Below are 12,688 nucleotides of genomic sequence, written 5' to 3'. Positions count from 1 at the left end.
AGGCCGTAAGCACAAGGACGCAAGCACCAGGAGAGGAACTCCATGCCGTTTCACCCTGACATCGCCCATCGGCTGCCCTTGCTGGACGGGATCCCATCATTGGAAGCCGGGCTCAGCGATCCGTCCATGAGGGCGCAGATGGCGGCCTTTGACGCCTACCCCGATGCGCCTCCCCCACCAGCTGCCACCACCCGGATGGTTTCCGTGCCCGGCCCCCATGGGCCGGTTCCCGTCCGCATTTACACCCCAGCAGGACAGTCCCCTGCAGGACAGTCCCCGGACACCCGTTCAGGACACGCACTGGTGTGGATGCATGGCGGTGCCTTCCAGTTTGGGGACCTGGACACCAAGGAGGCCGACTGGACTGCCCGTCAATTGGTCCAACGGGCATCGGCGACGATCGTCAGCGTGGACTATCGGCTGGCAGTTAACGGCGTGCACTACCCGGTGCCCCTTGACGACGTCGTCGCCGCCATCCGATGGGTGCAGGCAAACATGGTGGAATTGGGCATCACGTCGCTTTGCCTGGGTGGCGCCAGCGCTGGTGCCAACCTGGCCGCTGCCGCTGCCCTGAGGCTCAGGGATGAGGACCACTGGGTGCCGGACCAGCTTGTGCTGGTGTATCCGTTGATGCATGCCGCGCCTCCCGCGCCCTCGGCCTCGCTCAGGACCGCATTATCGGAACTGCCGGACGCCATGCGGCTCACGCCGCGGATGATCGACTCTGCAACGGAGAACTATCTGGGAACGTCAAGCGATGTTCCCGCTCCCGGCTACGCCATGCCCGCCAACGCAGACCTGGACGGCCTCGGACCAACCTTGGTATTGAACGCCGAATACGACGAATTACGGGCTTCCGGTGAGGCGTTCAGTGCCTTGCTTGCAGCCTGCGGCGTGGACGTGGAGCAGGCCAGGATTCCGGGAATGCTGCATGGCTTCCTGAACCTGCCGGCAACTTTCGCCCCAGTGAACCAGGCACTGGAACGAATCGCAGACAGGCTGCGCCCGCGGGGTCGGTAACGTCAACTTCCGGAGCGGCCCCGCCGTTCCCGCGCGCAAAAGCCGCCTGCCGTCGTCGTACTCCTGCTGGGAAGGCACGACGACGGCGGGCGGCTTCGGCGCGAAAGTCCCAGGCAGGCAGTTGGCCAGCAAACCGGAGGGGCGTCGGGAGCCGGCAAACCCGCCGGAAATCCCCGCAGCACCCCTTGGATCCAGGCCTTGATCCGCGCACTATGGGGAGATGAACGCTGGCCGGCACCCGTGGAGCCGTTATGTGGCGTTGGGTGACTCCTTCACCGAAGGCTTGGGCGATCCCGAGCCACGGAGCCCCGGCGGCCTTCGCGGCTGGGCGGACCGGGTTGCCGAGGAACTAAGCGTCGGCCATCAGGACTTCGCGTACGCCAACCTGGCCATCAGCGGGAAGTTGCTCCACCAGATCCTCGAGGAGCAGGTTGGACCGGCACTGGCCTTGAAACCGGACCTCATCACCCTCAACGCCGGCGGCAATGACCTGCTTTTCCATAGGAGCGATCCCGACAAATTGGCCCTGGAACTGGACGCCGGCGTGGAAACGCTCGCCTCCACCGGCGCCACGATTGTCCTGTTCACCGGGCCGGACTGGGGCGCCACCCCGGTGTTGGGGCTGGCCCGCGGCAAGGTGGCCATCTACAACGAGAACATCCGGGTGGTGGCCGCCCGCCATGATGCCGTGGTGGCCGATCTTTGGGCATTGCGGCAACTCACCGACCCGCAGATGTGGGACCCGGACCGGCTCCACTTCTCCCCGCTGGGGCAGCACACCATCGCCATCATGGTGCTCGACACCCTCAACGTCCACCATTCCCTGGAGCCCTTGATTCCCAAGCAGTTGCCCGAGCGCAGTTGGCGCCAGGCACGGGCGGGCGACATCGTCTGGGCCCGCGAACACCTCGTCCCCTGGGTGGTGCGCCGCCTGAGGCATCACAACGACGACGACGGCAGGCACCCCAAGCGGCCTGAACCGGGGCCGGTCTTCGGCGCCGGGATGCTTCCCGGAACTTTCGTGGGCAGCGATCCCCACAACATGCCAGGGGGCGCCCTGAAGTAAGCCCCCGGCTTCACGTCAGCTTGCCGGTTGGGCTTCTGTCTGTGCCCGGATGCTCCACGCCGACCAGTCGAGGGGATGAACCGAAGGACGTCCAAGGAGGTATCCCTGTGCGGCTGTGATCTTGAGCGCCGTGACTTCCTCAAGTTCTTCGGCCGTCTCAACGCCGACGGCAATGACTTCGGCCCCGATTTCCCGTGCAAGCTCAACAATCGCCTTGGCCCGGACTCTTTGGCCTTGGCTGCTTTCGATGCCTTCGATCAGGTGGCGGTCCAATTTGATGATGTCCGGGCGCAACTGTTCCACCCTTTCCAGGGAAACCAATGCCGCTCCTGAAGCGCTGATGGCCAGGCGCAGGCCCAAGGCGCGCAGCGGGCCAAGCCCCTCGCGGCCGGTTTGGCCTCCGACGTCGGCAAGGCTGCCTGTGAGTTCAACGATGATCCGGTCAGGGGCCAGTGCCGCGGCGGCCAGCAGGTTCCGGACCCGGGGATCACTTGAGGTTGCCGGGGTGAGGTTGAGGGCCACGGACATGGTGTGGGGAACGTCATGCGCCGCGGTAAGGGCACAGTGGAGGGCTGCGATCTCCAGCTCGGTGCCCAGCCCCGCAGCAGCAGCCTCACTGAACCAGACATCGGCTCCGGCGCCGTCTTCACCGACAAACCGGGTGAGCGCCTCCACGCCCACTACCTCGCCGTTGGGCAGGGCATGGACGGGCTGGAATGCTGTCAGGAGGAGTTTGTCCGCAAGGACCGATTGGATTCCTTCGCGGACCTCATGGCTGACGGGGACCGATACCGTACGAGCCGCGTCTGCGGATTCCAGATGCACGCTGGCGGACTCGAGGTGAACCGGCACGGTGGACGCCGGTGGGGTCTCTTTGCGCGTTTCCAGCAAGTGCTCCAACAGTGCACGCCGGGGGTCCTCGGGATACGCCTCAGTCAAGGCGCGGAGCCTGGTTCTGGCGGCTTCGCTGCGGGGCTCGGTGTCGGCAAGGATGGAGTCGATAATCTCCTCCACCTGCTCCTGCATGGTGGCATCAGCAGGTGGTGCCTCAGGCGCTTCAGCGTGTGGTGACGCTGCAGCAGGTGGTGACGCGCCGGCGTCGTCAGGGAGTGCGGAGTCCGCACCGCCATCCGGTGAAAGAGAGCCCTCTTCTTGAGCCATCAGCTATTCCTTTATGTGTATCCCCCGCTGGCAGAGCCAGACAACTACAAGACCGGCCCATGTGTGGGCCCTGTCACGAATAATACAGAAGAACACTTCGCCGTTGTGTCGCCGCCCCTCCGGAAGCGCAAAACCGGTGCGCGCAAAACCGGTGCAGGCAAAACCGGTGTCGTCCAACCACCGGCCCTGAGATGCTTAGGGGGTGACGTCCCTTTCAACGGAAGCACCCTGGACCGCGCTCAGCTGGAAGCTGCTTCCGGCGGCGCTGCTTTCCCTGTCCGGCATCCCCCTCTTTGCGTTGGAAAATGACCTGCCGGGCTACGGTATGCTGCTGGCAAGTGTTGCCACCGCCGCGGTTATTGACCGCGAATTGATGCGGCATCTGGCCTTGATCGCGGCAGGGATGACCATTTTCAGCCTGGTCCCGCTCAATGCGGACCTCAGTACGCAGCATATGGCCCTGATGGGTGGGGCGTTGGCGTTGGCAGTCCTGGCGCCGTGGCTGGTGTCCCGCTTCGTTTACCGGGAAGACATCATCAAGTTCCCCGTTAACACGGGACGGAAATGGCCCCTGGCAGCGAAGCTGTACCTGGTGGGCGTGGTGGCGTTGGGCTACTTCATCCTGCCCGTGTACCTGATCAGCACCGGTGTCTACCAAAACTGGCCTGACGCCTCGGATCCTGACATCTTCTGGCGGCTCTTCCTGGGCGTCAATGCCGTGGGAATCTGGGATGAGCTGTTCTTCATCTGCACCACGTTCACGCTGCTGCGCCGGCATTTTCCCGACTGGCTCGCCAACCTGCTGCAGGCCGTGGTCTTCTCCTCATTCCTGTGGGAGATCGGCTACCAGTCCTGGGGTCCTTTGCTGACGTTCCCCTTCGCGCTTCTCCAGGGCTACACGTTCAAGCTGACCAAGTCATTCACGTACGTCGTGTCCGTGCACCTGCTGTTCGACTTCGTGTTGTTCCTGGCGTTGGTGCACGCCCACAACAGGGATTGGCTGCCGATTTTCCTGTATTAGCCTCTTGCCGGTATCAGGACTACTGGATCCCTGACCATGCCTCTTCGGAGACTTCGATCTCCTGTGCCATGTCATCGAGGAAGCGCATCACGGTCCTGCGTTCATCCGGAGTGAGCCTGGCTGCAGCGAGGAACCGCTTTGCCTGCTGCCGCCCTACTGTCCGCATTGCTGCCTCGTGTGTTTCGGGAGTGATGGCGATCGCGAGCGCCCTGCGGTCCGAGGGGTGGGCGCGTCGGGTGACGTGACCCGCGCGTTCCAGCCGGTCGAGCAGCTTGGTGGTTGACGCCGTCGATATGTTCAGTCGTGAGGCGATTGCGCCAGGGGTGGCGATCACGCCGTGGTTGGCGCAGACAATCAGGTAGTGCAGCGCGCGCATGTCTGATTGGTTGAGCTTCATGTACCGGAGGGAGGCATCGGTGAGGCGTTGTTCGGCATCGCGGAGCCGTCCGAGCGCGGCCATGAGGTCGCTGATTTGCTGGACGTCCTGGTCTGAAAGTCCGGAGCGGTCCACAAGTTCCCCATGGGGATCGTTGGCGTCCAGATGGTAGATGCCGGAGGAAACCGGGGTACCGGCTTCTTCAGGAATCTCTTCAGGACTGGACATGTTGAGTATGTTACACCTAACTTCCTACATGGTAGCCTTTCTTCTAGCTTGTCTAGCAATATTCAAGTTTCTCTAAGGCACCGGGTGTAGGAGGTAGGCGCAGGATGAACGCGACAGAGATGGTGGTCCTCCTGGACGACGCCGGAACACCCATCGGGGAGGCAGCAAAAGCGGGGGTGCACACAACCGACACCCCTCTGCACCTGGCCTTCTCCTGCTACCTGATCAACGACGGCGGCGAAGTCCTCCTCACCCGCCGCTCACCGGAAAAGAAGACTTGGCCCGGAGTATGGACCAACAGTTTCTGCGGCCACCCGGCACCTGGCGAGGAGTTCGAGGACGCCGTAATCCGGCGGGCACAGTTCGAACTCGGGGTGGATGCCAACAGGATCGAACTGGTCCTCCCGGACTTCCGCTACAGGGCGGTGGACCCCACCGGCATCGTCGAGAACGAGGTCTGCCCGGTATTCGTCGCCCGTATCAGCGGGCCGCTGAGACCGAATCCAGCCGAGGTTGCCGACTGGGCCTGGATCTCCCCGGCGCTGCTCGAAGATGCCCTGGCCCACACCCCCTCCGCCTTCAGCCCCTGGCTCGGGCTGCAGTTCCCCCAACTGCTTGATGTGCAGGCCCTGCCGGTCCACGACGCAGCCCACCTCCACGAGGCAGCCCACCTCCACCACGGAGCCCAGGCATGACCGTCACCTCCGGAGCCGTCCGCAGCCGCACAGACCTTTGCGGCGCCATCGAGGACGAGCTGACCGGATTGATCGGGAAACGGACCAGCGCCGCCACGGCATACGGACCCAGTTTCGCCAGGCTGTGGGGACTGGCCGGCCAGAACGTGCTCGGCGGCAAATTCGTCCGGCCCCTGCTGCTCATGGAAACCTACGACGCCCTCCAGCATGGCAGCTCCACCAGGAACCAGGAATCCGGCCAACGCGAAACCGCCATCAGCATCGCAGCCGCCATCGAGCTCCTTCACTACGCCTTCCTCCTGCACGATGACGTGATCGACGGCGACCTCGTCCGCCGCGGGCATCCCAACCTGATCGGCTCACTCCTTGCAGAAGCCGGGGAACTCCCCCGCCCGGACGGCGGCCTCCATTGGGCCCAGACCGGTGGAATCCTGATGGGAGACATGCTGCTCGCCGCCACCCACCAGGCGTTCGCCCGCGCGGACCTCCCGCACGAATTACGTCTCCGCCTCCTGGATCTCCTGGAACACACCATCAACGAGACCGTGGCCGGCGAACAATTGGACGTTGGGCTCGGGGACGGTGTCATCGCCCCTGACCTCGAAACGATCCTGGTGATGTGCGGGTACAAAACCGCCACCTATACATTCGAGCTCCCGTTGCGTGCCGCCGCAGCGCTCGCCGGTGCGGACTTCGCCGTCGAAACTGCGCTCGCAACTGCCGGCAGGCACCTTGGCCTGGCATTCCAGTTGCAGGATGACCTCTTGTCCACTTTCGGGGATCCCCGCCGCCACGGCAAGGATCCCTTTTCCGACCTGCGCGAAGGCAAGGAAACGGCCATCATCGCCCATGCACGGACCACCAGCACCTGGCCGCACATCGCTCCCCTCTTCGGCAGGCCCGGGCTCAACGGCGAGGAAGGCGAGCACGTCCGCCGCCACCTCACCGACTGCGGAGCGGAGGCGTTTGTCCAGGGCCTCATCGAGGACCAGATGGAGGCCTTCACCCATCAGCTCACCAGCACCATCCCGCAGGGTGCACGCAACGTACTGCTTGATCTCGCCGGGCAGCTGGAAGGACGGCAATCATGAGCGTCGCCACCGATACCTCGTTCACCCATTTCACCCGGACAGCCGAGCGCGCAGCCAACCAGGTGATCGCCGCCTATTCAACGTCCTTCGGCCTGGCCTGCAGGCTGCTGGGCAGCCGGCACCGCCAGCACGTCCGCAACATCTACGCCCTGGTGCGCGTGGCGGATGAACTGGTGGACGGCGTCACTGCCGAAGCCGGCCTCAGTTACCAGGAACAGTGCGATGCCCTGGCGCACTTCATCGATGAGACCCACCGCGCGGTCAAGCTCGGCTACAGCAGCGATCTCATCATCCATGCTTTTGCCCAGACCGCCAGGAGCGCGGGGATCGACGAGTCACTCATCGATCCCTTCTTCGCTTCAATGCGGATGGACCTCGGCGAGCGCACCTCAGCCACCACTTCCGTTCAGGAGCAAGCGCAGCCGCTCCGTTTCGACGCGGACGCCCATGACGGCTACGTGCACGGTTCCGCCGAGGTGGTGGGGTTGATGTGCCTGCGCGTTTTCATGCGGGATGAAAACATCGACGACGGCGACGCCGCCGCGTTGCGCTACGGCGCCAGCAGGTTGGGCGCTGCTTTCCAAAACATCAACTTCCTCCGTGACCTGGCGGACGACACCTCCCGGCTGGGCCGCAACTACCTTGGTACTTCGGACTTCCTTGAGGAGCACGACAGGGTGGAGTGGGTCAGGACCGTACGGGCGCAGCTGGCTGATGCCAACGCTGTTATTCCGATGCTCCCCCGGGACGCCAGGGCCGCCGTCCGGAGCGCGTTGGCATTGTTCCAGGCCCTCACGGACAGGATTGAGCAGACCACGGTGGACGAGCTGTACCGTTCCCGGGTCCGCGTGCCGGACGCTGTGAAGGCCGGGCTCGCCGCCCGCGCCGTAGCCTCGACATGGATGGAGCTGCACCGATGACCCGGACCGTAGTGATCGGCGGCGGCATTGCCGGCCTTGCCACCGCCGCCCTGCTTGCCCACGAAGGCCACGAAGTCCAGCTCCTGGAGCAGCGCGACACCGTGGGCGGCCGCGCTGGAAGCCTCGAACGGGACGGCTTCCGGTTCGATACCGGCCCGTCCTGGTACTTGATGCCGGGAGTCTTCGACCATTTCTTCAAGCTGCTCGGTACCAGCGCAGCCGAACAACTGGACCTGCAGACCCTTAGTCCCGCGTACCGCGTCTTCAGCGAGCCAAACCACGACGGCATCCGGCCGGATCCGCTGACAGTACCGCTGACAATCCCGTTGGGTAGCGAACAGGTTCTGAAAACCTTCGAGCAGGTGGAGCCGGGCAGCGCCAAAGAGCTCAGCTCCTACCTCGCTTCTGCGCGGCGCACCACGGAAATGGCTGAACGGTTTTTCCTGTACAACCCGTTCACCAGGCCGCAGGGACTGCTGCATCCGGAAGTGCTGCGCAGCCTGCCCAAGCTGGCGCAACTGCTCCTCACACCGCTGGATAAGTTCGTGTCCCAGCGGTTCCAGCACCCCGTGCTCCGCCAGGTGCTGGGCTACCCGGCCGTCTTCCTTGGGACCAATCCGGCTGCTGCTCCCGCCATGTACCACTTGATGAGCGCCCTGGACCTGGGCGACGGCGTGCAGTATCCGATGGGTGGCTTTTGGGAGCTCGTGAACAGGCTTGAAGCCTTGGCCGTGGACGCAGGCGTCAGGATCCACACCAGCTCAGAAGCCTTGAAGATCACCACACGGGAAGCTCCGCTGACAAGGAAGGTGGGCCGCTTTGACGGCGTGAAGCTCCCGCCTGCGCTTTCAGGCAAGGACCGCCGCGAAGTCACGGGGGTCAAGTGGCGGGATGGTTCCGGCGCCGAGCACTACAGCGTTGCGGACCTGGTGGTTTCCGGTGCGGACCTGCACTACACCGAAACCCAGCTGCTGGGCGTCAGGGACCGGAGCTACAACAACAAGTACTGGTCCAGCCGCACCAGCGGGCCCGGCGCCGTCCTGGTGATGCTGGGCGTGAAGGGCGCAGTGCCGGAACTTCCCCACCATTCCCTGTTCTTCACCAAAGACTGGGAAGCCAACTTCGAGGCCATCTTCGGTGCGGAAACAAGCATCCCGGACCCCGCATCCATTTATGTCTGCAAACCCAGCGAGACCGACCCCGGCGTAGCGCCACAGGGGCACGAGAACCTCTTCGTCCTGGTTCCTGTACCCGCAGATCCCCAGCTGGGAGCAGGTGGTCCCGATGGCAACGGAGACGCCCTCATAGAACGGACAGCGGACGCAGCGATCGATCAAATCGCCCAATGGGCCAACATCCCGGACCTCCGCAGCAGGATCGTGGTCCGGCACACCATTGGCCCGGCCGATTTCGCACGGCAATACAACTCGTGGCGCGGCGGCATGCTGGGCCCGGCGCATACCTTGCGCCAAAGCGCCATGTTCCGGGCCCAGAACGCCTCCAAGCGTGTGCAAGGCCTGTACTACGCCGGCGCCACCACCGCGCCGGGCGTGGGAGTGCCCATGTGCCTGATCAGCGCAGAACTGGTCCTCAAGCGAATCCGCGGCGACCACAGTGCCGGACCTACCACTGTGAAGCCTGTAGCCAGCAGGATTGGCTGATGGGTGTTCTTTATCTTCTCTCGCTGCTGGCAGGCATCACCTGCATGCTCCTGCTCGACCACCGCTTCCGCCTGTTCTTCTGGCGCGATGCCACAGCGGCGGCGATCGTCACCGCCGTCGGCGTCTTGTTCCTGCTCGCTTGGGACCTCGCCGGAATCGGCCTGGGGATCTTCCTGCGAGGCCAAGGCACCATCGCCACGGGCTTGTTGATCGCACCGGAACTTCCCATTGAAGAACCGGTGTTCCTGCTGTTCCTGGTGCTGTGCACTATGGTCCTCTACACGGGAGCCCGGCGGTTGATTGACAGGCGGGTTGCGCGGCATGGCGGGCATGGGGGGACGACGGGCGGGATCGACACCAACCCCGCTGCCCCCGCAGGCACGACAGGCACCCCCGCCACGAAAGCGCGGGAGAACGTATGACGTACCTGTGGCTTGCGCTCGCCTTCATCGCCGCAGCAGCCGTTGCCGGCCTGGTCTTCGCCCGCCGTGGCGCCCGCCCCGGGGAAACGGGCAAACACTGGAAAGCCGTAGGACTCGCGTTCGCGGCGTTGGCCGTCCTGACCGCCGTGTTCGACTCGGTCATGATCGGCATGGAACTCTTCCACTACGACCCATCCCACATTCTCGGCATCAAAGCAGGGCTCGCTCCGATCGAGGACTTTGCTTACCCCCTGGCCGGTGTCGTGGCGCTTCCAGGGTTGTGGATGTGGCTGACACGGAAGCGGGAGCAAACCAGCGAAGGCCGTGCCGAGTCGGGGCTCAAAGGCCTCGTCCCCCAAGCGCTCCTCGCGTCCCGGCCCGTCAGCTGGATCAACACCGCCTACCCGTTCGCGGCGGCGATGCTGCTCACTACCCGCGAGATCGACTGGGTACTGATCGTGGGCACCTTCTACTTCCTCATTCCGTACAACCTGGCCATGTATGGGATCAACGACGTTTTCGACTACGAGTCGGACCTGAAAAACCCGCGCAAGGGCGGCATGGAAGGCGCCCTCCTCCAGCCCCGCCTGCACCGGCCCATGCTGTGGCTCGCGGCGATCACCAACGTGCCGTTCCTGCTGGTATTGGCGTTCGCGGGGGGACCTGCCGCGTGGATCAGCCTGGCAGTAAGCGCATTCGCCGTCGTGGCATACTCGGTGGCCGGACTCCGCTTCAAGGAACGCCCGGTCTTGGACTCGCTGACGTCCAGTACCCACTTTGTGAGTCCCGCCGTCGTCGGTTTGGCCATAGCGGGAGCCGACGTGACGCCGGGCCTGGTCATCCTGCTCGCGGCCTTCTTCCTGTGGGGCATGGCCGCGCATGCTTTCGGCGCCGTCCAGGACATCGAACCCGACCGTCAGGCCGGCATCGGCTCCATAGCAACAGTCTTCGGCGCCCGCCGGACGGTGAGGGTCGCCGTCGGGCTGTGGCTTGTTGCGGGACTGGCCATGCTGGCCACGCCCTGGCCCGGGCCGCTCGCGGCGATTATCGCCATACCGTACATCGTCAATTGCGCGCCCTATTGGAACGTCACGGATACGACGGCGGCACGCACCAATGTGGCGTGGCGGCGGTTCATCTGGCTCAACTACGGGTCAGGGTTCCTGGTGACTCTCGTCTTCATTCTGCAGTGGAGCCTCACCTCATGATTCGGCGGGTTCTGCGGTTCCGGTCTTCACAGGGTGTCCGGTCTGTACGGAGTCGCCGGTCTGTGCAGAGTCTCCAGGCTCTTCATCGATGGTGTCCAATGCCTCGCGCATGTGCTGCAGGAAGTTCACCACGATCCGCGACTCGTCCGGGCTCAAGGCGGACGCCGCATCCAGCATCCGGCGGTGCATTCCGCCCAGGGTGTGCCGCACTTCCTGGTCCGAACCGGGCGTTGCCCTCAGCACCAGGGCACGACGATCAGTGGGGTGGGGTTCGCGACGAATATGGCCCGACTCCACCAAACGGTCAATCAGGGTGGTCATGGACGCCGACGTTATGCCAAGCTTGTCGCCCAAATCCTTCGGCTTCATCACCGCGCCCGAGGCCTCGGCTTCGAACAGGTAACGCAAGGCCAGCAGGTCCTTCTCACCCATTCCCATGGACGAGCGGGTCCTGCGGCGCATCGCCTGCTCGGAGGCCCGGTAATCACGCAAGGCATTCAGCACGTCGATGGCTATGGCCTTCTGACCTGGGTCTTTGCCGTACCAGTAGCCCTTTGCGTGGCCTTCCGAGTCCATCCGATGTTCCTTTGGTAAGCGTAAAGCTTGTTTCACTAGCAATTTGATAGTAAGTCACGCGGGACCTGAATGCATGACAGTGCTCAGCGGCCCACGTGAACAGCGCGTCCCAGGCACGACCCCCGCACGACCCACCCACGACCCCCGCACGACCCACAAGGAAAGAGGCACTGCACATGGCAACAGAACGTTCGGACCTCGCCCGGCAGATCACTGTCACCGCCAGCTTGGTGATCTGCATCGTTGGCTCGATGATCGGCGTCGGAGTTTTCGGCGGAACCCCCATCGCGCAGGCAGCAGGCGGCGCGCTGGCCGCCGATTCCACCCTCCTGGCGCCCGCGACTCCTGCCTTCTCCATCTGGTCGGTGGTGTACACCGGGTTGCTGGCTTATACGGTATGGCAGTGGTTGCCGTCGCAGCGGACCAATCCCCGGCAACGGTCCCTGGGTTGGATCGTGGCCGTGTCCATGATCCTGAATGCGGCCTGGATCCTGTCGGTTCAAGCCGGTTGGCTCCTGGTCAGCGTCGTCGTCATTCTGGCGTTGCTTGTGACGCTGGTTCTGTCATTCCTCCGCTACAGCCAGAGCCGTGCCGCCTCGTGGATTGAGGCAGTGGTGGTCGATGGAACGTTGGGCTTGTACCTCGGGTGGACCAGCGTGGCCGTATGCGCCAACATCGCAGCTGCGTTGAAGGCCTCCGGATTCGCAGGGTTCGGTTTGCGGCCCGAGTTCTGGTCAGTAGCGGTGTTGGTTGTAGTGGCCGCCGTGGGAGTCGCTTTGGCCATCAAAGGCCACGGGCGCCTGGCCTTGGCCGCCGCCATTGCCTGGGGCCTTGCCTGGATCACCGTCGGCCGCAGCGCTGACGCACCCGAGTCGTTCCCCACCGCGATTGCTGCGGCCGTCGCTGCTGCACTGGTCCTCGGGGCCGCGATCACCGTGCGTACCCGGGTGGTTCTGGCGGGGGCTGGGGCGCGGGCTAGGGCCGGGGCCGGGGCTGGGGCTCCGACGTCCGGCCTTAGGTAGCCCAGCTGTCGGAAGCAGAGCCCACGGAAGCTGAGCCCGGGGGCTTGGCCCTGCTGACCCGGGCCCGGCGGGGTCTAGACGGTGGTCATCCAGCCTTCCGACGCAAAGAGCGCCGGGCTTGGCCCTGCGGTTCTGTTTGTGGGCCCGTGCAACCGGACAAGCACACAGCGGCTGCTGAAGCACGGCCTGTGTCGCTTCAACACCCGATGTTTTCCACATAG

13 protein-coding genes are annotated in these 12,688 nt (G+C 64.4%); 10 read left to right on the top strand and 3 right to left on the bottom strand.

Features of this window, described 5'->3' with window-relative positions:
• Nucleotides 1–42: 42 nt before the first annotated feature.
• Nucleotides 43–1,020, top strand: coding sequence for an alpha/beta hydrolase fold domain-containing protein (locus BLQ01_RS15160; protein ID WP_091552635.1), 978 nt, complete (start codon nt 43–45; stop codon nt 1,018–1,020).
• Nucleotides 1,021–1,240: 220 nt separating this feature from the next.
• On the top strand, nt 1,241–2,086 hold the full coding sequence (locus BLQ01_RS15155; RefSeq protein ID WP_026547420.1) for an SGNH/GDSL hydrolase family protein: 846 nt from the start codon (nt 1,241–1,243) through the stop codon (nt 2,084–2,086).
• Between the two features lie 15 nt (nt 2,087–2,101).
• Here BLQ01_RS15155 and BLQ01_RS15150 read toward each other — a convergent pair whose 3' ends face one another.
• Nucleotides 2,102–3,247 carry an EAL domain-containing protein gene (locus tag BLQ01_RS15150; RefSeq protein ID WP_026542131.1) on the bottom strand — a complete coding sequence of 382 codons (1,146 nt, stop codon included), beginning with the start codon at nt 3,245–3,247 and terminating at the stop codon, nt 2,102–2,104.
• Between the two features lie 202 nt (nt 3,248–3,449).
• Between BLQ01_RS15150 and BLQ01_RS15145 the strand changes: the two genes are divergently transcribed.
• Nucleotides 3,450–4,268, top strand: a complete 819-nt coding sequence (locus BLQ01_RS15145) for a CPBP family intramembrane glutamic endopeptidase (protein WP_091552634.1) — start codon at nt 3,450–3,452, stop codon at nt 4,266–4,268.
• Nucleotides 4,269–4,287: 19 nt separating this feature from the next.
• Here BLQ01_RS15145 and BLQ01_RS15140 read toward each other — a convergent pair whose 3' ends face one another.
• Nucleotides 4,288–4,872 (bottom strand): MarR family winged helix-turn-helix transcriptional regulator, encoded by a 585-nt coding sequence (locus BLQ01_RS15140; protein WP_026542133.1) that lies wholly within the window; start codon nt 4,870–4,872, stop codon nt 4,288–4,290.
• A gap of 104 nt (nt 4,873–4,976) precedes the next feature.
• On the opposite strand from BLQ01_RS15140, the gene idi reads away from it, so the two are divergent.
• Genes idi through BLQ01_RS15110 form a run of 6 tightly spaced genes read left to right on the top strand, consistent with a single transcriptional unit; the run spans nt 4,977 to nt 10,869 of the window.
• The gene (gene idi / locus BLQ01_RS15135) at nt 4,977–5,567 is read left to right on the top strand and encodes an isopentenyl-diphosphate Delta-isomerase (protein ID WP_091552632.1); all 591 of its coding nucleotides are present in this window, start codon (nt 4,977–4,979) and stop codon (nt 5,565–5,567) included.
• Nucleotides 5,564–6,658, top strand: coding sequence for a polyprenyl synthetase family protein (locus tag BLQ01_RS15130; protein WP_091552630.1), 1,095 nt, complete (start codon nt 5,564–5,566; stop codon nt 6,656–6,658). The genes idi and BLQ01_RS15130 overlap by 4 nt, the downstream gene beginning before the upstream one ends.
• Nucleotides 6,655–7,578 carry a phytoene/squalene synthase family protein gene (locus BLQ01_RS15125; RefSeq protein WP_026542135.1) on the top strand — a complete coding sequence of 308 codons (924 nt, stop codon included), beginning with the start codon at nt 6,655–6,657 and terminating at the stop codon, nt 7,576–7,578. Before BLQ01_RS15130 ends, BLQ01_RS15125 begins: the two co-directional genes overlap by 4 nt.
• Nucleotides 7,575–9,239 (top strand): phytoene desaturase family protein, encoded by a 1,665-nt coding sequence (gene crtI / locus BLQ01_RS15120; RefSeq protein WP_091552629.1) that lies wholly within the window; start codon nt 7,575–7,577, stop codon nt 9,237–9,239. Before BLQ01_RS15125 ends, crtI begins: the two co-directional genes overlap by 4 nt.
• On the top strand, nt 9,239–9,661 hold the full coding sequence (locus BLQ01_RS15115) for a lycopene cyclase domain-containing protein (RefSeq protein WP_254779476.1): 423 nt from the start codon (nt 9,239–9,241) through the stop codon (nt 9,659–9,661). The genes crtI and BLQ01_RS15115 overlap by 1 nt, the downstream gene beginning before the upstream one ends.
• Nucleotides 9,658–10,869 carry a prenyltransferase gene (locus BLQ01_RS15110; protein ID WP_091552627.1) on the top strand — a complete coding sequence of 404 codons (1,212 nt, stop codon included), beginning with the start codon at nt 9,658–9,660 and terminating at the stop codon, nt 10,867–10,869. The genes BLQ01_RS15115 and BLQ01_RS15110 overlap by 4 nt, the downstream gene beginning before the upstream one ends.
• Here BLQ01_RS15110 and BLQ01_RS15105 read toward each other — a convergent pair.
• Complete coding sequence (locus BLQ01_RS15105) at nt 10,864–11,445, bottom strand: MarR family winged helix-turn-helix transcriptional regulator (RefSeq protein WP_254779475.1); 582 nt, start codon at nt 11,443–11,445, stop codon at nt 10,864–10,866. The genes BLQ01_RS15110 and BLQ01_RS15105 overlap by 6 nt on opposite strands.
• A gap of 176 nt (nt 11,446–11,621) precedes the next feature.
• Between BLQ01_RS15105 and BLQ01_RS15100 the strand changes: the two genes are divergently transcribed.
• Entirely contained in the window at nt 11,622–12,467 is an 846-nt protein-coding gene (locus BLQ01_RS15100; RefSeq protein ID WP_091552626.1) for a TspO/MBR family protein, read from the top strand.
• The last annotated feature ends 221 nt before the right edge of the window (nt 12,468–12,688 follow it).

It is taken from the genome of Arthrobacter sp. UNCCL28 (genome assembly GCF_900102805.1).
In the GTDB taxonomy this organism is placed as follows: Bacteria; Actinomycetota; Actinomycetes; order Actinomycetales; family Micrococcaceae; genus Arthrobacter; species Arthrobacter nicotinovorans_A.
Note: the sequence above shows the minus strand (reverse complement) of the source record. Positions and strands in the feature narration are given on the sequence as shown.

What these genes read in the sequence shown, in the direction of transcription:
- BLQ01_RS15160 (WP_091552635.1), top strand. Translation starts at nt 43, where the DNA reads ATGCCGTTTCACCCTGACATCGCCCATCGGCTGCCCTTGCTGGACGGG.
- BLQ01_RS15155 (WP_026547420.1), top strand. Translation starts at nt 1,241, where the DNA reads ATGAACGCTGGCCGGCACCCGTGGAGCCGTTATGTGGCGTTGGGTGAC.
- BLQ01_RS15150 (WP_026542131.1), bottom strand. Translation starts at nt 3,247, where the DNA reads ATGGCTCAAGAAGAGGGCTCTCTTTCACCGGATGGCGGTGCGGACTCC.
- BLQ01_RS15140 (WP_026542133.1), bottom strand. Translation starts at nt 4,872, where the DNA reads ATGTCCAGTCCTGAAGAGATTCCTGAAGAAGCCGGTACCCCGGTTTCC.
- idi (WP_091552632.1), top strand. Translation starts at nt 4,977, where the DNA reads ATGAACGCGACAGAGATGGTGGTCCTCCTGGACGACGCCGGAACACCC.
- BLQ01_RS15130 (WP_091552630.1), top strand. Translation starts at nt 5,564, where the DNA reads ATGACCGTCACCTCCGGAGCCGTCCGCAGCCGCACAGACCTTTGCGGC.
- BLQ01_RS15125 (WP_026542135.1), top strand. Translation starts at nt 6,655, where the DNA reads ATGAGCGTCGCCACCGATACCTCGTTCACCCATTTCACCCGGACAGCC.
- crtI (WP_091552629.1), top strand. Translation starts at nt 7,575, where the DNA reads ATGACCCGGACCGTAGTGATCGGCGGCGGCATTGCCGGCCTTGCCACC.
- BLQ01_RS15115 (WP_254779476.1), top strand. Translation starts at nt 9,239, where the DNA reads ATGGGTGTTCTTTATCTTCTCTCGCTGCTGGCAGGCATCACCTGCATG.
- BLQ01_RS15110 (WP_091552627.1), top strand. Translation starts at nt 9,658, where the DNA reads ATGACGTACCTGTGGCTTGCGCTCGCCTTCATCGCCGCAGCAGCCGTT.
- BLQ01_RS15105 (WP_254779475.1), bottom strand. Translation starts at nt 11,445, where the DNA reads ATGGACTCGGAAGGCCACGCAAAGGGCTACTGGTACGGCAAAGACCCA.
- BLQ01_RS15100 (WP_091552626.1), top strand. Translation starts at nt 11,622, where the DNA reads ATGGCAACAGAACGTTCGGACCTCGCCCGGCAGATCACTGTCACCGCC.